Source organism: Cupriavidus sp. 09_S30, from assembly GCF_056930435.1.
In genome coordinates this window covers 313,838-331,745 of the sequence record NZ_JBXOWI010000001.1, presented here as the reverse complement: position 1 = coordinate 331,745, position 17,908 = coordinate 313,838, and the positions used below count along the sequence as shown (strand labels likewise).

16 protein-coding genes are annotated in these 17,908 nt (G+C 68.4%); 7 read left to right on the top strand and 9 right to left on the bottom strand.

Annotated features, from left to right (window positions below; genetic code table 11):
* Positions 1-42: 42 nt before the first annotated feature.
* Entirely contained in the window at positions 43-2,079 is a 2,037-nt protein-coding gene (gene tkt, locus AC1Z3O_RS01625) for a transketolase (RefSeq protein ID WP_483512991.1), read from the bottom strand.
* A 282-nt stretch (positions 2,080-2,361) separates the two neighbouring features.
* Here tkt and AC1Z3O_RS01620 point away from each other — a divergent pair, with 282 nt between their 5' ends.
* The 3 genes from AC1Z3O_RS01620 to AC1Z3O_RS01610 are packed head-to-tail and all read left to right on the top strand — an operon-like array spanning position 2,362 to position 4,149.
* A complete protein-coding gene (locus AC1Z3O_RS01620; RefSeq protein ID WP_483512990.1) occupies positions 2,362-2,784 on the top strand; it encodes a VOC family protein in 423 nt (140 codons plus the stop codon).
* On the top strand, positions 2,784-3,524 hold the full coding sequence (locus AC1Z3O_RS01615) for a 16S rRNA (uracil(1498)-N(3))-methyltransferase (protein WP_483512988.1): 741 nt from the start codon (positions 2,784-2,786) through the stop codon (positions 3,522-3,524). Before AC1Z3O_RS01620 ends, AC1Z3O_RS01615 begins: the two co-directional genes overlap by 1 nt.
* Before the next feature lie 46 nt (positions 3,525-3,570).
* Positions 3,571-4,149 carry a YidB family protein gene (locus AC1Z3O_RS01610; protein WP_483512986.1) on the top strand — a complete coding sequence of 193 codons (579 nt, stop codon included), beginning with the start codon at positions 3,571-3,573 and terminating at the stop codon, positions 4,147-4,149.
* Between the two features lie 93 nt (positions 4,150-4,242).
* Here AC1Z3O_RS01610 and AC1Z3O_RS01605 read toward each other — a convergent pair whose 3' ends face one another.
* The 3 genes from AC1Z3O_RS01605 to AC1Z3O_RS01595 all read right to left on the bottom strand — a co-directional run bounded on the left by AC1Z3O_RS01605 (position 4,243) and on the right by AC1Z3O_RS01595 (position 7,889).
* On the bottom strand, positions 4,243-4,854 hold the full coding sequence (locus tag AC1Z3O_RS01605) for a barstar family protein (protein ID WP_483512984.1): 612 nt from the start codon (positions 4,852-4,854) through the stop codon (positions 4,243-4,245).
* A complete protein-coding gene (locus AC1Z3O_RS01600) occupies positions 4,851-5,216 on the bottom strand; it encodes a guanyl-specific ribonuclease (protein ID WP_483517494.1) in 366 nt (121 codons plus the stop codon). Before AC1Z3O_RS01600 ends, AC1Z3O_RS01605 begins: the two co-directional genes overlap by 4 nt.
* A 348-nt stretch (positions 5,217-5,564) precedes the next feature.
* Positions 5,565-7,889 (bottom strand): NADP-dependent malic enzyme, encoded by a 2,325-nt coding sequence (locus AC1Z3O_RS01595; RefSeq protein ID WP_483512982.1) that lies wholly within the window; start codon positions 7,887-7,889, stop codon positions 5,565-5,567.
* A 364-nt stretch (positions 7,890-8,253) separates the two neighbouring features.
* On the opposite strand from AC1Z3O_RS01595, the gene thiL reads away from it, so the two are divergent.
* From thiL to AC1Z3O_RS01580, 3 genes are all read left to right on the top strand, one after another.
* Positions 8,254-9,234 carry a thiamine-phosphate kinase gene (gene thiL, locus AC1Z3O_RS01590; RefSeq protein WP_483512980.1) on the top strand — a complete coding sequence of 327 codons (981 nt, stop codon included), beginning with the start codon at positions 8,254-8,256 and terminating at the stop codon, positions 9,232-9,234.
* 121 nt (positions 9,235-9,355) lie between these two features.
* Complete coding sequence (locus tag AC1Z3O_RS01585; RefSeq protein WP_483512978.1) at positions 9,356-9,922, top strand: phosphatidylglycerophosphatase A family protein; 567 nt, start codon at positions 9,356-9,358, stop codon at positions 9,920-9,922.
* A gap of 28 nt (positions 9,923-9,950) precedes the next feature.
* Positions 9,951-10,448, top strand: a complete 498-nt coding sequence (locus AC1Z3O_RS01580; protein WP_483512976.1) for a CinA family protein — start codon at positions 9,951-9,953, stop codon at positions 10,446-10,448.
* Between the two features lie 64 nt (positions 10,449-10,512).
* Here the strand turns inward: AC1Z3O_RS01580 and pyrF are convergent, their stop codons facing one another.
* Positions 10,513-11,331, bottom strand: coding sequence for an orotidine-5'-phosphate decarboxylase (pyrF, locus tag AC1Z3O_RS01575; protein ID WP_483517493.1), 819 nt, complete (start codon positions 11,329-11,331; stop codon positions 10,513-10,515).
* A gap of 646 nt (positions 11,332-11,977) precedes the next feature.
* Here pyrF and corA point away from each other — a divergent pair.
* Positions 11,978-12,940, top strand: coding sequence for a magnesium/cobalt transporter CorA (gene corA, locus AC1Z3O_RS01570; protein ID WP_483512975.1), 963 nt, complete (start codon positions 11,978-11,980; stop codon positions 12,938-12,940).
* Between the two features lie 15 nt (positions 12,941-12,955).
* Here corA and mtgA read toward each other — a convergent pair whose 3' ends face one another.
* From mtgA to AC1Z3O_RS01550, 4 genes are all read right to left on the bottom strand, one after another.
* Positions 12,956-13,717 carry a monofunctional biosynthetic peptidoglycan transglycosylase gene (mtgA, locus tag AC1Z3O_RS01565; RefSeq protein WP_483517492.1) on the bottom strand — a complete coding sequence of 254 codons (762 nt, stop codon included), beginning with the start codon at positions 13,715-13,717 and terminating at the stop codon, positions 12,956-12,958.
* Between the two features lie 15 nt (positions 13,718-13,732).
* A complete protein-coding gene (aroE, locus tag AC1Z3O_RS01560; RefSeq protein ID WP_483512974.1) occupies positions 13,733-14,629 on the bottom strand; it encodes a shikimate dehydrogenase in 897 nt (298 codons plus the stop codon).
* Entirely contained in the window at positions 14,629-15,498 is an 870-nt protein-coding gene (locus tag AC1Z3O_RS01555; protein ID WP_483517491.1) for an energy transducer TonB, read from the bottom strand. The genes aroE and AC1Z3O_RS01555 overlap by 1 nt, the downstream gene beginning before the upstream one ends.
* Before the next feature lie 195 nt (positions 15,499-15,693).
* Positions 15,694-17,844, bottom strand: coding sequence for a ribonuclease catalytic domain-containing protein (locus AC1Z3O_RS01550; RefSeq protein ID WP_483512972.1), 2,151 nt, complete (start codon positions 17,842-17,844; stop codon positions 15,694-15,696).
* Positions 17,845-17,908 lie beyond the last annotated feature (64 nt).

Here is a 17,908-nt window from a genome sequence, read left to right as displayed (position 1 = left end):
GGGTGGGCGGCGCGGCGGCCGCCCCGGAGCTGCGGCCGGTGATTACTGGGCCAGCGTGGCGCGCACCGTGTCGGCGACGTTTTCCGCCGTGAAGCCGAAGTGCTTGAACAGCACGCCGGCCGGCGCGGACTCGCCGAAGGTGTCGATGCCGACCACTGCCTGCACCTGATACTTCCACCAGAAGTCGGTCACGCCGGCTTCCACCGCCACGCGCGGCACGCCGGCGGGCAGCACCGAAGCCTTGTAGGCGGCGTCCTGCTTGTCGAACACCGTGGTGGCCGGCACCGAGACCACGCGCACATGCACGCCCTCGGCAGCCAGCTGGTCGGCGGCGCTCACCGCCAGGGCGACTTCCGAGCCGGTGGCGAGGATCACGGCGTCGGGCCGCTTGGTCTTGGGGTTGGCGCTGTCGCGCAGCACGTAGCCGCCGCGCGCGACATTGGCGCGGGTGGCGTCGTCGCGGCGCTGGAACGGCAGGTTCTGGCGGCTGAAGATCAGGCAGCTCGGGCCGTTCTCGCGGCGCACTGCCTCGGTCCAGGCCACGGCGGTCTCGGTGGTGTCGGCCGGACGCCAGACGTCCATGTTCGGAATCAGGCGCAGGCTGGCAACGTGCTCGATCGACTGGTGGGTCGGGCCGTCCTCGCCCAGGCCGATGGAATCGTGGGTGAACACGAACAGCGAGCGGATGCGCATCAGCGCGGCCATGCGCAGCGCGTTGCGGCTGTAGTCAGAGAAGGTCAGGAAGGTGCCGCCGTAGGGGATGTAGCCGCCATGCAGCGCGATACCGTTCATGATCGCGCTCATGCCGAACTCGCGCACACCGTAGTTGATGTGATTGCCCCAGCCGTCGACGCGCACGGCCTTGCTGCCGCTCCAGTTGGTCAGGTTCGAGCCGGTCAGGTCGGCCGAGCCGCCGAGGAATTCGGGCAGCACGGGGCCGAAGGCCTCGATGGTGTTCTGGCTGGCCTTGCGGCTGGCGATGGTCTCGGCCTTTTCCTCACACTTGGCCAGGAAGGCCTCGGCGGCGGCGCTGAAGGCGCCCGGCAGCTCGCCGCGCATACGGCGCTGGAACTCGCCGGCTTCATACGGGAAGCGCTCCGCATAGGCCGCGAACAGCGCGTCCCATACCTTTTCCAGCGCCTGGCCGTTGGCCTTGGCATCCCACGCCGAGTACACCTCGGCGGGCAGTTCGAACGGCTCGTGGGCCCAGCCCAGCGCCTCGCGCGTGGCCAGGATCTCGGCGCCGCCCAGCGGCGCGCCGTGCACGTCGTGGCCGCCTTCCTTGTTGGGCGAGCCCTTGCCGATCACGGTGCGGCAGCAGATCAGGGTGGGCCGGTCGCTGGCCTTGGCCTGGGCGATGGCGGCATCCACCGCGTCGACGTCATGGCCGTCGACCGCGCGGATCACATTCCAGCCGTATGCCTCGAAGCGCTTGGGCGTGTCATCGGCGAACCAGTGCACCACCTCGCCGTCGATCGAGATGCCGTTGTCGTCCCACAGCGCGATCAGCTTGTTCAGCTTGAGCGTGCCGGCCAGCGAGCACGCCTCGTGGCTGATGCCTTCCATCAGGCAGCCGTCGCCGAGGAAGACATAGGTGTGGTGGTTGACGATGTCGAAGCCGGGGCGGTTGAACTCCTCGCCCAGCAGGCGCTCGGCCAGCGCCATGCCCACGGCGTTGGTGATGCCCTGGCCCAGCGGGCCGGTGGTGGTCTCCACGCCCGGCGTGATGGCGTACTCCGGGTGGCCCGGGGTCTTGCTGTGCAGCTGGCGGAAGTTCTTCAGCTCGCCGATCGGCAGATCGTAGCCGGTCAGGTGCAGCAGCGCGTACAGCAGCATCGAGCCATGTCCGTTGGACAGCACGAAGCGGTCGCGGTCGGACCACTTCGGATTGACCGGGCTATGCTTCAGATGGCGGCTCCAGACCGCCACGGCGATATCCGCCATCCCCATCGGCATGCCGGGGTGGCCGGAATTGGCCTGCTGGACGGCGTCCATGGCAAGCACGCGGATCGCGTTGGCCATCAGCTTGGCCGGCTGGGAAGCGTAGGGACTTGTGGCGGGATGGGCAAGGGCAGACATGCGACGGGAACCTGGCGGGAAAAGCGCGATTTTACCAGAAGGCAGCGGTGTTTCCGGGCCTGGCCGGGCTGGCACGCCATGGACGGAACGGCTGGCCCCGGACCTCGGCACCGCGCTGTGCGGCACCATGCTGCCGGCGGTGGTGCGCTCGCCGCATGCGCCGAAAGCGCGCGCTTCGACAGCGGCAGCGCGGGCGCGTAAGATGCACACTCGCACCGCGCGAGACGCCCCCGGCGCCCGCGCCCGGTTTCCCGCGCCGCCGAAACGACCACGGAGACGATCATGACCCGACCGGCCAACACGCCCTGGCTCACGCCCTACCTGACCGTGGCCAATGCCAGCGCCGCCCTCGACTTCTATGCGCGCGCCTTCGGCTTCGTCCCCGGCGACGTGGTCGACGAGAACGGCGTACCCACGCACGCCGAGATGCGCTACCAGGGCGAACTCATCGTCATGTTCGCGCCTGAGGGCGCCTGGGGCAGCACGGCACGCTCCCCCCGTTCGCTGGGCGTGGAATGCCCGCAGACCTTCTATGTCTATTGCGACGACGTCGACGCCATGCACGCCCGCGCGGTGGCCGCCGGCGCCGTCAGCCTGATGGCGCCGGCCGACCAGTTCTGGGGCGACCGCTACTGCATGGTGATGGACCCCGACGGCTACCGCTGGGGCTTCGGCAAGCCGCTCACCACGGAGGGTGCCGCCTGATGCCGCCGCGCTTCTTCGTTGCCGAATCGCTGGTGGCCGGAACCGACCTGAGCCTGCCGGAGGCCGTGGTGCGCCATGTCCAGGTGCTGCGGCTCAATCCCGGCGATGCCGTCACCCTGTTCGATGGCCGAGGCGGCAGCCATACGGCCGTGTTGCTGGACCTCGGCAAGCGGCAGGCCATGGCAAGAGTCGGCGAGCACCAGGATGCCGAGACGGAGGCCCCCTTCCGCATCACGCTGGCGCAAGGCCTGGCGGGCGGCGACAAGATGGACTGGCTGATCGAGAAGGCGGTGGAACTGGGCGTGTCGGCGGTGCAACCGCTGCAGGCCAACCGCAGCGTGGTGCGCCTGGCGGGCGAGCGCGCGCAGAAGCGGCAGGCCCACTGGCAGGCACTGGCCGAGGCCGCTTGCGAGCAGTGCGGCCGCAACCGCGTGCCCACCATCGCCCCGGTCGCGTCCTTCGACGCCTGGCTCGGCCAGGCAACCGCCGGCGAGCGCCTGCTGCTGACCCCGCGCGCCACGCAGCCGCTGGTGACGCTGGCCGCACAGCGCCGCGAGGCCTGGACGGAAAACGGATTGACCCTGCTGATCGGCCCGGAAGGCGGGCTGAGCCCGGACGAAGAGGACGCCGCCTTGCGCGCCGGCTTCACCGGCGTGTCACTGGGGCCGCGCATCCTGCGCACCGAGACGGCCGGGCTTGCCTGCCTGGCCGCACTGAACGCCGTGCTAGGCGGATTCTGACGGCAGCGGCAGCGCCGTCGTTCTACGAAAGCGAAAGGAGTCGATCATGGGACTACTCGATAGCGTGCTGGGTGGGATACTGGGACAGCGCGACACGGCACAGGCCGGCGCCGCCAATCCCAAGCTGATGCTGGCACTCGGCCTGCTGGCGATGCTGGCCGCGCACCACCAGGGTGGCGGCGCGGCGCCGCAGGAATCGGGGGGCCAGTCCGAGGGCGGCGGCCTGCTGGGCGGTCTCGGCGGCCTGCTGGGCAGCCTGACCGGCGGCGCCGGTGGCACTGGCGCTGGCGGCCTGGGCGAACTCGGCTCGTTGCTCGGGGGGCTGCTGGGCGGCCAGGCCGGCGCGGCGCAGGCTGGCGCGGCGGCAGGCGGAATCGGCGTGCTGCAGCAGGTGCTGGCGCAGGCAGGACTTGGCCAGCAGGTCGATTCCTGGATCGGCACCGGCGCCAACCAGCCCGTGTCCGCCTCGGACTTGAGCAGCGCCCTCGGCCACACCGGGGCATTGGCCTCGCTGGCGCAGGCCAGCGGCATGTCGCAGGAAGACGTGGCGTCGCAGTTGAGCGAAGGCCTGCCGGAGCTGATCGACAAGCTGACCCCCAACGGCCAGGTGCCGCCCGCCGCCTGAGCCGCGGCGCCGGAAATGCAAAAGGCCCGCTGACGCGGGCCTTTTTGCTTGCGCGCCGCCGGAGCAGCGCCGCATTTTCACCCAGGCCGAGGCTCAGGCGAAGGAATAGAAGACGCGGAACTGGACCTTGCGCTCGCCCCAGAATTCGGCGGCGTCGCGGAACACGTCGAGCAGCACCTCGCGCGCTTCCTTGTCGAACTTCTGCGCGACGGGCAGGCCTTCCAGCACGATGACGAAGCCGGGCTGCTGGCCCGCCTTGTAGATCAAGTCGGTCAGGCAATCGGCCAAGGCGTCGAAGTTCTTGCCGAAGTGCTTGGGAAACAGGAATGCCGTCGCGATCGTCTCCAGCACCTCGGCCTTGTTCGCACAGTGCGCGCAGTTGGCGTAGAGGAAATGCTGGCCCAGCTCGGCCGCCGCCTTGGCCAGATCGGGCACGCGGAAAGCCCGGATCGACTGGACGATGTTCGGACGCACCGTCTTGAACAGGTTCATGGCTTCCTCGTTGCCGCCATCCGTGCCAACCGCGGCATGCGCGGCGACGGGTGCGGTGGGGGGGAGTGTGTGCGAGAGCTCGGGTCGCGGCATCGCCAGCACGTTGTCGTATAGATTCCGGGCCTGGTTCTGTGCCCGCTGCCAGCCATCTCCGGCGCCGCGCTCCTCGCGGGCGGCAAGGGCGTCGCCCAGTCCGAAAATGTCAGTCATCATTTGCTTATCCGTTTGAAGCTGTTGTAGTGGTCTTCCGTGTAGTAGCAATCGTTGGCGGCGCGCTGGTCGCCGCCGCATACGATCCGTTTGGCCCCCCGGCTGTGCCCGCCGCTCTTGACCGTGTATTCACGGTAGTAATTGCGCGGCTGTAGCGGCAGGATGCGTTCGTAGTTGCCGAACCGCACACCGTCCTTGTCATAGGGAAATGGCCCGCCCGCCTCGATACGTTCCAGGGTGCGTTGTGCTTCCTTGGGCAATTCCTGAACGGCAATGGTTCCCACCGCCGAATCGACCTGCTCGACCTGCTGTCGCGCCAGCACGGGCTGCGCCAGCATGCAGGCCAGCGCCAGGCCACCCGCCATGCGGGCCGCCCATCGCGCCAGGGAGTACGGTTTCGCGCGCTGCGTCTGAAGAATCTGGGAACCCACTTGGTAGTCTTGGTTGAACCGGCAATCTGCCTGAGGCCTGGACATCGGGGACGACCGCTTGCCCGGACTGAGCTTGCAGCAACATCGAGACGCGCATCACGAGCGTATGCATCGAAGGCGTAAGGTTACGCGCATGCGCCAGAATAAGCAATCCCCGCACCGGATGGGAGCGGAATTTTCCAATCGTTTCAAGATGTTAAAAGTATGTGTGTGCACACTAACTAATAAGCGCGAGAGGCAAAAAAAGCCGGGCGGACCCGGCTTTGTGCAGCGCACGACGGCTTAGCGCTTGGCAGCCGCGTCCGCCACCACCAGGGCCGTCATGTTGACGATGCGGCGCACCGTCGCAGACGGCGTCAGGATATGGGCCGGCGCCTTCACGCCCAGCAGGATCGGGCCGATCGCCACGTTGTTGCCGGCCGCCACTTTCAGCAGGTTGTAGGCAATATTGGCGGCGTCGATGTTCGGGCACACCAGCAGGTTGGCCTCGTCCGTCAGCACGCCGTCCGGCACCAGTTGGTTGCGCAGCTTCTCGTCGAGCGCGCAATCGCCGTGCATCTCGCCGTCGACCTCCAGCTCGGGCGCGCGATCGCGCAGGATGGCCAAGGTCTGGCGCATCTTCTGCGCCGAGGGCGCCTCGGAGGTGCCGAAGTTGGAGTGCGACAGCAGCGCCACCTTGGGCACGATGCCGAAGCGCTTGAGCTCATCGGCGGCCATCAGCGTGATCTCGGCCAGCTCGCTGGCGCTCGGATCGACGTTCACGTGCGTGTCGACCAGGAAGATCTGGCGGCCCGGCAGCACCAGGCCGTTCATCGCGGCATAGACGGTATTGGTGCAGCCCAGCACCTGGTCGATATAGCGCAGGTGCGCAGCCGTGCTGCTCACCGTGCCGCACACCATGCCGTCCGCCTCGCCCTTCTTGATCAGCATCGCACCGATCAGCGTGGTGCGGCGGCGCATTTCCAGCTTGGCGTACTGCGGCGTGACGCCCTGGCGCGCCATCATCCGGTAATAGATGTCGGAATACTCGCGGAAACGCGGGTCGTTCTCGGGGTTGACCACGGTAAAGTCAACGCCCTCGCGCAGGCGCAGGCCGAAACGCTCGATGCGATGGGCCAGCACGGCCGGGCGGCCGATCAGGATCGGATTGGCCAGCTTCTCATCGACGATGACCTGCACCGCGCGCAGCACGCGCTCCTCTTCGCCCTCGGCGAAGACGATGCGCTTCATCTGCGGCTCCAGCTTGCGGGCGGCCGCATAGATCGGCTTCATCAGCGTACCGGAGTGGTAGACGAACTGCTGCAGCTGCTGGCTGTAGGCGTCCATGTCCTCGATCGGCCGCTTGGCGACACCGGCCTTCATCGCGGCCTCGGCCACCGCCGGCGCGATCTTGACGATCAGGCGCGGATCGAAGGGTTTCGGAATCAGGTATTCCGGGCCGAAGGACAGGTCCTGGATGCCGTAAGCCGTGGCCACGATATCACTCTGCTCCTGGCGCGCCAGGTCGGCCAAGGCCTCGGCGACGGCGATCTCCATCTCCCGCGTGATGGTGGTGGCGCCGCAATCGAGCGCGCCGCGGAAGATGAAGGGAAAGCACAGGACGTTGTTGACCTGGTTCGGATAGTCGGTGCGGCCGGTGGCGATCACCGCGTCCGGGCGCACTTCCTTGACCAGCTCCGGCATGATCTCCGGGTTGGGGTTGGCCAGCGCCAGCACCAGCGGCTTGTCGGCCATGCGCTGCACCATGTCCTGCTTGAGCACGCCCGCGGCCGACAGGCCGAGGAAAATGTCGGCGCCGTCGATGACTTCGGCCAGCTTGCGCTTGTCGGTCTTCTGGGAGAAGCGTGCCTTCTCGGGGTCCATCAGTTCAGTGCGGCCCTCGTAGACGACGCCGGCCAGGTCGGTCACCCAGATGTTCTCGATGGGCAGGCCCAGGTCGACCAGCAGGTCCAGGCAGGCCAGCGCGGCCGCACCCGCACCCGACGCCACCAGCTTGACCTTGGCGATGTCCTTGCCGACCACCTTCAGCCCGTTGATGACGGCGGCTCCCACGACGATGGCGGTGCCGTGCTGGTCATCGTGGAAGACGGGGATCTTCATGCGCTCGCGCAGCGTGCGCTCCACGTAGAAGCACTCCGGCGCCTTGATGTCTTCCAGGTTGATGCCGCCGAAGGTCGGCTCCAGCGAAGCGATGATTTCCACCAGCTTTTCCGGGTCCTTCTCATCGATCTCGATGTCGAAGACGTCGATGCCGGCAAACTTCTTGAACAGGCCGCCCTTGCCCTCCATCACAGGCTTGGACGCGGTCGGGCCGATGTCGCCCAGGCCCAGCACGGCGGTGCCGTTGGTCACCACACCGACCAGGTTGCCGCGCGCGGTGTAGCGGAAGGAAGTGGCAGGATCGGCGACGATCTCCTCGCAGGCGGCAGCCACGCCCGGCGAGTACGCCAGGGCCAGGTCGCGCTGGTTCGACAGCGGCTTGGTCGGCGTCACCGAGATCTTGCCCGGGGTCGGGAACTCGTGGTACTCGAGCGCGGCCTTGCGCAACGCCTCGCGCTGCTGCTGCTTGAGTTCTTCTTGGGACATGGGCTGCTGAGAACTGGTCATCGGCGCATCTTCCGGTCGGAGCCTGGATTGACGAGCGTGGAAACGATGCAGCGGACCGGCTCCACACGTCCGCGCCTCTTTCTCCACGGCTGCCGCCAGCTTGCACTGAAGGCAGAAAATCATTTTATATTGTGAAATATGATTTCACAATAAGCGTCCTGCCAGGGGCAGCTTTGCGCTTCTGTACAATATGCCGCAAGCCGCGCGGCCTGAACAGACGGCATGCGCGACTGGCGAGTCCGGACCCTTCCGGCCTGCCGGCCGGGGCCGGATTGCCGTATTTCCGCCGCCATTTCTGCTGCCATTTTCGTCGCCATTTCCGCCGCCGCGCCCCGGCCGTCCCATCATCCGCCCACGCCCGCCCATGCCTGACCCCGCCAGCGCTCCGCTTTCCGAATTCGAGCTGATCCGACGCTTCTTCACCCGTCCCGCGCAAAAGGCCGCGCTGGGGGTCGGCGACGACTGCGCGCTGCTCGAGGTGCGGCCGGGCCACCAGCTCGCCATCAGCACCGACATGCTGGTCAGTGGCCGGCACTTCTTCCCCGACGTCTCGCCGGAGGCGCTCGGCCACAAGGCGCTGGCGGTCAACCTGTCCGACCTGGCTGCCATGGGAGCCGAGCCGCGCGCCTTCACCCTGGCGCTTGCGCTGCCCGCGGCCGATCCCGACTGGCTGGCCGGCCTGGCGCGCGGCATGCTGGCGCTGGCCGACGCCCACGGCTGCGAGTTGATCGGCGGCGACACCACGCGCGGGCCGCTGAACCTGTGCCTGACGGTGTTCGGCGACGTCCCGCCGCAGTCGGCGCTGCGCCGCGATGCCGCCCGCCCGGGCGACGACATCTGGATCTCCGGCACGCTGGGCGACGCGCGGCTGGCCCTGGGCGACTGCCGCGGCGAGTGGCTGCTGCCCGAGCCGGAGTTCAGCCAGGTGCGCCAGCGCATGGAGCGCCCAACCCCGCGCGTGGCGCTCGGACTGGCGCTGCGCGGGGTGGCGCATGCGGCGCTCGATATTTCCGATGGCCTGCTGGGCGACCTGGGCCATATCCTGGAGCGCTCGCAGGTGGGCGCCCTCCTCGACGTCGATGCCCTGCCGCGCTCGATCGTGCTGTCACAGCAGCCTGCCGACCTGCAGCTCGAGTGCGTGCTCGCGGGCGGCGACGACTATGAGCTATGCTTCACGGCCCCGGTCGACGCGCGCGACGAGGTGCGCGCCATCGGCCGGCGCCTGGATCTGCCCCTGGCGCGAGCCGGCAGCATCACGGCGGATGCCGGGCTGCGCCTGGTCAACCGTTGGGGCCATCCGATCGCTTTTTCGGGCAGGAGCTTCGACCATTTCGCGCCGGGCTGAGCCTGGCGGCAGTGCGGCCTGGCGAACTGACAACAGGGCCGCCGGCATGCCATGATGCGAGATCGCGCTGCGACCGCGCACGCGACGACGATTACACAAGAACCATACGAGCCAAGCCTTGATGTCCGCCAATCCGTCGGGACCCGCGCCGCGCGATCCCGCCATGACCCTCGAAGCCGGCCAGACCGCCAAAGTGACGCGACCGACAGCCCGCTTCATGCTGTCCCACCCCGCCCACTTGATCGCCCTGGGCTTTGGCTCGGGCCTGTCGCCGGTCAGTCCTGGCACGGTCGGCACGCTGTTCGCGTGGCTGTCTTATGTGGTGATCTCGCTGTGGGTGCAACCGCTTGCCTGGCTGTGGCTGATCGGCGGCGGCTTCCTGGTCGGCCTGTGGGCCTGCAACCGCACCGCGCGCGACATGGGCGTCTTCGACCACGGCAGCATGGTGTGGGACGAGATCATCGCTTTCTGGCTGGTGCTGGTCTTCGTGATGCCCACCGGCTTCTGGGGCCAGTTCGCCGCCTTCCTGTGGTTCCGCCTGTTCGACATCGCCAAACCCGCACCGATCGGCCACTATGACCGCAGCCTGAAGGGGCCGGGGCTGCGCGGCGCCTTCGGCGTGATGATCGACGACATCCTGGCCGCCTTCTACACCTTGCTGGTCTTCGCCGTCTGGCGCTCGATCTAGCCCACCAACCTTCCCCCAGGTCCCGACCATGCCCGTCAGCCGCCTGCTCGAACAACTCGCCATCCAGGTGGGAACCGTCCTCGCCGAACGATCGCTGATGCTCGCCACCGCGGAGTCCTGCACCGGCGGCCTGGTGGCGGCCGCCATCACGGATATTTCCGGCTCGTCCGGCTGGTTCGAGCGCGGCTTCGTCACCTATTCGAACGAGGCCAAGTCGACGATGGTGGGCGTACCGGCCAAGCTGATCCGGGAGCATGGCGCGGTCAGCGAGGAAGTGGCACGCGCGATGGTGGAAGGGGCGCTGCTGAACAGCCGCGCCCAGGTGGCCCTGTCGATCACCGGCGTGGCCGGGCCGACGGGTGGCACGCCGGACAAGCCGGTGGGCATGGTCTGCTTCGGCTGGAGTAACCGGCTGACCACGCGGGTAGAGACCCTGCGCCTGCGCGGCGACCGCGACCAGATCCGCCGCCAGGCGGCCGAGCACGCGCTGCGCGGCCTGATCGAACTGGTGCGCAGCGAAGCCTGAGCCGCGCGCCCGGTGCAGCCCGGGCGGCGGGGTGCGCCCGGGGTGCGCCGCTCCTCAGCGCCCGTCAGCCCTGGCGGAAGCGGTTGATCGTGTCGCGCGTCTGCAGCGCGACATTGCGCGCGGCGGCGGCGAAGTCCTTCTCGCGGCTGGCGTACAGGATGGCGCGCGAGGAGTTGATCATCATGCCGGTGCCGTCGGCGGTGCGGCCCGCCTTGACCGTGGCTTCGATGTCCCCCCCCTGGGCGCCGATGCCCGGGATCAGCAAGGGCATGTCGCCGACGATCTCCCGCACCTTGGCAATCTCGTTCGGGAAGGTCGCGCCCACGACCAGGCCCATCTGGCCGTTGGTGTTCCAGCGCTCGCGCGCCGCCTCGGCCACGATCTGGTAGACCGGCTTGCCATCGACCTGCAGGAACTGCACATCGGAGCCGCCGGCATTGGAGGTGCGGCACAGCACGATCACGCCGCGGTCCGGATAGGCCAGGTAGGGCTGCATCGAATCGAAGCCCATATAGGGGCTGACCGTGACCGCGTCCGCGGCGTAGCGCTCGAAGGCCTCGCTGGCGTAGTGCTCGGCGGTGGAGCCGATATCGCCGCGCTTGGCGTCGAGGATGACCGGGATGCCCGGATGCGCGTCATGGATATAGTGGATCAGCTGTTCGAGCTGGTCCTCGGCGCGCTGGGAATGGAAATAGGCGATCTGCGGCTTGAAGGCGCAGACCAGGTCGGCGGTGGCGTCGACGATCTCGCGGCAGAAGGCGAAGATCGCGCCCCCGGTGCCGGTCAGGGAAAGCGGCAGCTTGCCCGGATCCGGATCGAGACCGACGCACAGCAGGGAATCGTTGCGCCGCCACGCTGCGGCGAGCTGCTCGGTGAAGGTCATGGAATGCTCGGTGTCCTGGTTGGCCGGCGGCGCGGCCGGCCGGTTGGCCGCCGGGTGGCGCGGTTTCGCCCCCGTTTGCGCGGCATCGATGGTCATATGCAGATTTTACCTGCTGCGTGCCGTCGTTTCGTGTTCCCTTGCGCACAAAGCGAAGTGCGGGCCCCGCGGCCGCCCTGGTGTGCGCGACACGGGCTTAGGTGCCGCTGGCGCCGCTACTGCCAGGCAGCGCCGAACGGCGAGATTTCGCTTAACAAGCCCCCCTGCGTTGGGCTACACTCGCGCCCATCCATAATCCCGGAGAGATTACGTGGGCAGTAGCATCGGGTGTTCGGGTAGCCGCGGCATAGCCGCGACTCGCACGAATGCCATGTCACTGCGGGCTGCGTAACGACTGCCGCCGGAGCCGCGCTCCGGGCCAGTCGCCCTTGGCCCGCAGCAACCTGCGGGCGAGCGGCATCCGTCCCTGGCGAACAGCGCTCCATGCGCCGCAACGCCACGGATCCTCCCCTTCCCAACCCGCCGGCATGACCGGCAAACGCCATCGCATTGCGTGGCGCCGTGAGCATCGGCGCGCGCAGCGCGATCACGCTTGCCAGCCGAAGCTGTCCGCGCCTGTCTTGGCCGAACGCAACGAGGAACCCCAGGGATGATCAACCTGTTCGTCCTGCAGAAAGGGCGGCTTGCACAGGAGCAAGTCGACGACCGCAACGAACTGCTGCAGCACAAGCCCATCTGGATCGACGTCGTCAGCCCCGACGACGAGGAACTTGCCTGGATCAAGGAGGCCTACGGCGTCGCCCTGCCCGAACTCGAGGACCTGGGCGACCTGGAGGCCTCCGCGCGCTACTTCGAGGGCGAGGACGGCCATCTGCATATCCGCACCGACTTCCTGCTCGACGAGGAGGACGCCTCGCACAACGTGCGCGTGGCCTTCGTGCTGACGCGCGACGTGCTGTTCTCCATCCACGACGAAGACCTGCCCGTGTTCCGCCTGGTGCGGCTGCGCGCGCGCATGCGGCCGGGCTCGGTGCGCAATGCCAAGGACGTGCTGATGGATCTGTACGCCACCGACGCCGAGTATTCCGCCGACTCGATCGAGGAGGTCTACGAGCGGCTGGAGGAAGCCAGCCGCCGCGTGCTGGCGGAGAACGTGACCGATGCCGCGGCGGCAGACGTGCTCGAAACGATCGCGCGCGAGGAAGACCTGAACGGGCGCATCCGCCGCAACGTGATGGACACCCGCCGTGCGGTCTCCTTCCTGATGCGCAGCCAGCTGCTGTCGGCCGAGCAACAGGACGAGGCGCGCCAGATCCTGCGCGACATCGACTCCATCGAGAACCACACGGCCTTCCTGTTCGACAAGATCAACTTCCTGATGGACGCCACCGTGGGCTTCATCAACATCAACCAGAACAAGATCATCAAGCTGTTCTCGGTGGTGTCGGTGGCGCTGATGCCGCCCACGCTGATCGCCAGCGTCTATGGCATGAACTTCAAGATCATGCCGGAAATCGACTGGTCGCTCGGCTATCCCTGGGCCATCGCGCTGATGGCGGTGTCGGCCGCGGTGCCGCTGATCTACTTCCGCCGCAAAGGCTGGCTGAGCTGAGCGCCGCCGGCGCGCTCAGTCCGGCAGCGTCGCCGCGCCCATGCGGCGCGCGATGATGCCGGCCTTCACGCGGAAATTCACGCGCACATTGGCGCAGTAAGCCTTCTTGTCGAAGCACTTGGGCGCAGGCAGCGCGGCGGCCAGCCGGGCCGACTGGCCCACGCTCAGGCGTGCCGCGCTGGTCTTGAAATAATGCTGGGCCGCGGCCTCGGCGCCGAACACGCCCTCGCCCCACTCGACCGAATTCAGGTAGATCTCGAAGATGCGCTGCTTGTCGAGCCAGAACTCCAGCATCCAGGCGATGGCGAGCTCCTGGCCCTTGCGCAGGTAGTGCTGCTCCGGCGACAGGAACAGGTTCTTGGCGAGCTGCTGCGTGATGGTGGAACCGCCGCGCTCGATGTGGCCGCGCTGCTTGTTGCGCTCCCAGGCATTGAGCATGGCATCGACCTCGTAGCCGGGATGGTTGACGAAGTCAGCGTCCTCGCTGGCGATTACCGCCCGCTTGAGATTGCGCGAGATGTCATCGTAGGGTACCCAGCGGCGATCGATGGCGCAGCCCCACAACTTGGCGCCGCACAGGCGCCAGCGCTCTGCGCGCATGAAGCTGGTGGTGGAAGGGTTGACCACCTGCCAGGCGGCGATCTGGAAGAAGAAATAGAGCTGCATGGCCAGCACGCCCGCCAGCAGGCAGCCGGCCAGGTAGGCCAGCCAGCGCAGCGGATGCAGCGGATGCCGGCCCGCGGCTTGCGGGCGGGCGCGGCGTGCGGTCACGGCCAGGGGCTCCGGCCGCGCTCAGCGGCCTGCTTCGGCGCGCAGCGCCGCGCGCAGTTCGGCCAGCACCGGGGCCGTGCGCGGGCGTACGCCGCGCCAGTTGTAGAAGGCCTCGGCCGCCTGTTCCACCAGCATGCCCAGGCCGTCGCTCACGCGCGCGCCGCAGCGCTCGGCAAAGCGCAGGAAGACGGTGGGCTCGGCGCCGTACATCATGTCGTAGGCCAGCACGCCTTCGCCCAGCATCCATTCGGGCACCGGCGGCACCTCGCCATGCAGGCTGCTGGACGAGGCATTGATCACCACGTCGCAGCCCTCGTCCTCGGCCAGTGCCGACAATGCATCCAGGCCGCCGCCCCACAGTTCCACACCGTACTGGTCGGCCGCCTCAACGAATTCCTCCAGCATGTCGCCCGCGCGCGCGGCGGTACGGTTGGCCACCACGATGCGCGACGGCCGGCATTCGATCAGCGGCAGCATCGCGCCCATGGCGGCGCCGCCGGCACCGAGCAGCAGCACGCGCCGGCCTTCGAGCAGCACGTCGAGGTTGTCCTGGATATCGCGCACCAGCCCCACGCCGTCGGTGTTATCGCCATGCAGCAGGCCGTCCTCCTGCCACATCGTATTGACCGCACCGGCCGCCTCGGCGCGCGGCGTCAGGCGGTCGGCCAGATCATAGGCCTCGAGCTTGAACGGCACGGTCACGTTGAAGCCGTGCCCGCCCTGCGCGAGGAAGGCGCGCGCGATCTCGACGAAGCCGTCCAGCGGGGCCTCCAGGCGGTCGTACACGATCGCTTCGCCGGTCTGGCGGGCGAAGGCGGCATGGATGGTGGGCGAGCGGCTGTGCGCGACCGGGTTGCCGATCACGACATAGCGGTCGGGCGCCTGCTCGGCGGCGGGATTTTGCGGGGAAGATGTCATCAGCGTGCCTGCAGCCGGGTTTCCAGCCCACTGCGCGAAAATTTGAATGTGGAAATGACCTCGAGGATATCCTGGCGCGCCTGCATCTGCGGCGTGAAGGCGCCGAAGGGCGCGGCTGCGCGCACGATGGCCACGGCCTGGCGGTCGAGGGCGGGATCGCCCGAGCTCTTGACCACGTCGACCGCCTCGACATTGTAGCCGTCGCGGTTATAGCCCAGCCTGCCGGTGCGGTTGACGTTGATCACCAGGATCAGGTGGCCGTACAGCGGCTTGCCGCTGCGCTGGGGGAAGTCTGCCGTGCCGCGTGCCTCGATCTTGTGGCGCAGGCGGTCGTAGTACTGGGCGTAGTCGACTTCCTGGGCGCTGGTGGCGGTGAGCTGGTAGCGCTTGGGCCGCTTGGCGTAGTGCTCCAGGTTGCGCCCGATCTCGGCCTCCAGCTTGGCCATCTCGTCCAGCGAGGTGCGCTCGTCCTGGCCGCGCAGCGTGTCGTCGGCGGGCTTGTCGCCCGGCTTGAGCGGCTGGCTGCGCACCGCGGGCGCCGGCTCCCGTGCCTGCGTCATCAGGCGCCGCTGCTCCTCTTCGAGCTGGGTCACGCGGCGCTGCATCTGGCGCAGCAGGTCGCCGTCACGCGCCTGGGTCTGGGACGGCAGCGGCGTGGTGGCGCGCTGGGCATCCTGCTCCCCGCCGCCGTCCAGGTTGGCCTGGGCCAGCACAGTCGGCTTGCGCGGCCGCTCGGCCGACTTGGCATTGACCAACACCACGTCCAGCGCGGTGTCGGCACGCTTGATCTCGAAGGCGTCCGGCGCCGCCACGCGCACCATCAGCAGCAGCGCGTGCGCGGCCAGCGAGATGGCCAGCGCGCGCGTCATCGTGCTGCTGGTATTCCACCACTGACGGGGGGCGAGGACGGCGTTCACGATGGGCGGCGAAGTGGCGGAAGACGAAACGGAAAACAAGGCGGAACCGTAACGGACAAAGGACGTCGTCCGGCGACGCTTGCATCACGCGCCGGACGGTAAGATCCGTCCGGCATTGTAAGGGAGCGCCGTGCGTTTGCCGATGCCTCAGGCGCCGGCGCCGGCCCCCGTGTCGCGCGCACCCGACGCCTCGCCGGCGTCGCCATCCGCCGGCGCGTCGCCGCTCTCGGCGGCCTGCTCGCCGGCCTGCTCGCCGACCTGCTCGCCGACCTGCTCGCCGACCTGCTCGGCGGCCTGCTCGGCCGCGTCTTCCGCGGCGGCTTCGGCGGCTGCCTCCGCCGACACTTCGGCCGCTTCTTCGTCCAGTTCCAGCATATCGTCGGTCAATTCAACGTCACCGGCGAACACTTCCAGCACGCGGCACGAAACCTCGAGCGACAACTCATCGGTGGAAGCGACCTCCAGCATCACCTGGGTGCCGCGCGCGGCCTGCATCAACTCGGGCACGCGCGTGACCAGCGGAATCTCGCCGAAGCGCACCGCGCCGTCCTTGAGCACGGACGCCATCATGCGCTCGCGCTTTTCCTGCTCCAGCCAGCGCAGGCACCAGTAGCGCTCCATGGTCGACTGGTGGTCGGCGTAGGCCGCGTAGGTACCCTCGAAATCGGCCACGGCGGCCAGCAGGTCGGCGTCCTTGGGCTTGAACGGCGCCACCAGCTTGGCGGCCACGCCATGCTGGGCCACCGCGATGATCTGCCACTGGTTGACCAGGTCGACATAGCGGCGCAGCGGCGAGGTGCTCCAGGCATACTGGGCCACGCCCAGGCCTTCGTGCGGCGCCGGGTAGGTCTGCATGCGCGTGCGGTGCATGCCCCAGGCCTTCTGCGTGCGGTAGATGCCCGGCACGCCATGGTCGGCCAGCAGCTTGCCCCAGGTGCTGTTGGCCAGGATCATCAGCTCGGCCACGATCTTGTCCAGCGGCGAGCCGCGCCGGCGCTGCTCGATGCGCACGCGCTCGGCGCCGCCTTCGAGCTCGTCGATATAGAAGCTGTAGTCGGCGCGGTTGTGCGATTCCGGACGCAGGCCGCTGGCCAGGCGCGCCTTCTGGCGCTCGTCATACAGCTGGCCGGCGAACTGCCACAGCTGCGCAAGCTCGGCGCGGAAGGGATAGTCGCCCGTGCCCTCCGCCAGCGCCTGCTCGGTCACCACGTCCTCGAGCAGGTTATGGCGCAGGTTGGCGGCGATCGGCACCAGCTCGGCGCGCGTCTCGCTGCCCAGGATCAGGGACAGGCCCAGATCGACCGTCACGTAGAGCGACAGCGCCGGGCAGACCCGGCCTTCCTGCAGCGTGTAGCGGTCGACCACCGCATCGGGCAGCATGGTGATCTTGTCGCCGGGGAAATAGACGGTCGACAGGCGCTGGCGCGCGACGGCGTCGAGCGGCTCGCCGCGGCGGATGCCCAGCCCCGGCGCCGCGATGTGGATGCCCACGCGCAGCTTGCCGTCGGGCAGCGTGACCACCGACAGCGCGTCGTCGATCTCGGTGGTGGTGACGTCGTCGATCGAGAAGGCCTGCACCTCGGCCACCGGCAGCTCAGCCGACGGCTCGGGCACGTCGATGGCGGGAAAGCCTGTGCCCTTGGGGAAGCACTCGGCCAGGAACTTGGCTTCGTGCAGCGCACGCGCGCTCTCCACGCCGCCGGACTCCAGCATCAGGCGCATCGGCGTCATGCCCAGCGCGGTGCAGGCGGCGTCCATCGCCTTGTATTCCAGGCTGTTCTTGTCCGGCTTGAACAAGAGCTGCATCACCTTGCCGCGGAAGGCCTCGGGCAGCTCGCGCGCCTTGAGCTGCGCCTCGTATTCGGCCTGCACCAGCGCCTGCTGGCGCTTGCGTTCCAGCCCCGCCAGCGCCGCCTTGAGCTGGTCCTCCGGCGCGCGCATATAGCGTCCGCGGCCCTTGCGGCGGAAGTAGACGGGATTGCCATGCAGCGCCATGGCCAGCGCGGCCTGCTGCACCGGACCGGCATCCGCGCCATAGTATTCGGCGGCCAGCTCGGCAAAGCCGAACTCCTCGGCCGGCGCGCACTCCCACAGGAAATCCAGGTCGGTTTCGGTGACCAGCGCCTCGGTCTGGCGCATCAGTTCGGCGGCCGACGGCTGGGCGAACTGCAGCAGCACATCGCGCGACTTGACCTTGGTGCGCTTGCCGGCAGGCAACTCCACCTGGTAAGCCTCGCCCTGCTGGCTCAGCACGGTGCCGGCGCGGATCTCGCCGCCTTCTTCGAACAGCAACTGCATGGATACGGGTCTTTCTGAAATGCCGGGCGCCCCGCCATCGGCGCCGCGCCTGGGGCGGCACCCG

Bases quoted from the DNA above. Each gene is read 5' to 3' on its own strand.
- tkt (WP_483512991.1), bottom strand. From the start codon at position 2,079: ATGTCTGCCCTTGCCCATCCCGCCACAAGTCCCTACGCTTCCCAGCCG.
- AC1Z3O_RS01620 (WP_483512990.1), top strand. From the start codon at position 2,362: ATGACCCGACCGGCCAACACGCCCTGGCTCACGCCCTACCTGACCGTG.
- AC1Z3O_RS01615 (WP_483512988.1), top strand. From the start codon at position 2,784: ATGCCGCCGCGCTTCTTCGTTGCCGAATCGCTGGTGGCCGGAACCGAC.
- AC1Z3O_RS01610 (WP_483512986.1), top strand. From the start codon at position 3,571: ATGGGACTACTCGATAGCGTGCTGGGTGGGATACTGGGACAGCGCGAC.
- AC1Z3O_RS01605 (WP_483512984.1), bottom strand. From the start codon at position 4,854: ATGATGACTGACATTTTCGGACTGGGCGACGCCCTTGCCGCCCGCGAG.
- AC1Z3O_RS01600 (WP_483517494.1), bottom strand. From the start codon at position 5,216: ATGGCGGGTGGCCTGGCGCTGGCCTGCATGCTGGCGCAGCCCGTGCTG.
- AC1Z3O_RS01595 (WP_483512982.1), bottom strand. From the start codon at position 7,889: ATGACCAGTTCTCAGCAGCCCATGTCCCAAGAAGAACTCAAGCAGCAG.
- thiL (WP_483512980.1), top strand. From the start codon at position 8,254: ATGCCTGACCCCGCCAGCGCTCCGCTTTCCGAATTCGAGCTGATCCGA.
- AC1Z3O_RS01585 (WP_483512978.1), top strand. From the start codon at position 9,356: ATGTCCGCCAATCCGTCGGGACCCGCGCCGCGCGATCCCGCCATGACC.
- AC1Z3O_RS01580 (WP_483512976.1), top strand. From the start codon at position 9,951: ATGCCCGTCAGCCGCCTGCTCGAACAACTCGCCATCCAGGTGGGAACC.
- pyrF (WP_483517493.1), bottom strand. From the start codon at position 11,331: ATGACCTTCACCGAGCAGCTCGCCGCAGCGTGGCGGCGCAACGATTCC.
- corA (WP_483512975.1), top strand. From the start codon at position 11,978: ATGATCAACCTGTTCGTCCTGCAGAAAGGGCGGCTTGCACAGGAGCAA.
- aroE (WP_483512974.1), bottom strand. From the start codon at position 14,629: ATGACATCTTCCCCGCAAAATCCCGCCGCCGAGCAGGCGCCCGACCGC.
- AC1Z3O_RS01555 (WP_483517491.1), bottom strand. From the start codon at position 15,498: ATGACGCGCGCGCTGGCCATCTCGCTGGCCGCGCACGCGCTGCTGCTG.
- AC1Z3O_RS01550 (WP_483512972.1), bottom strand. From the start codon at position 17,844: ATGCAGTTGCTGTTCGAAGAAGGCGGCGAGATCCGCGCCGGCACCGTG.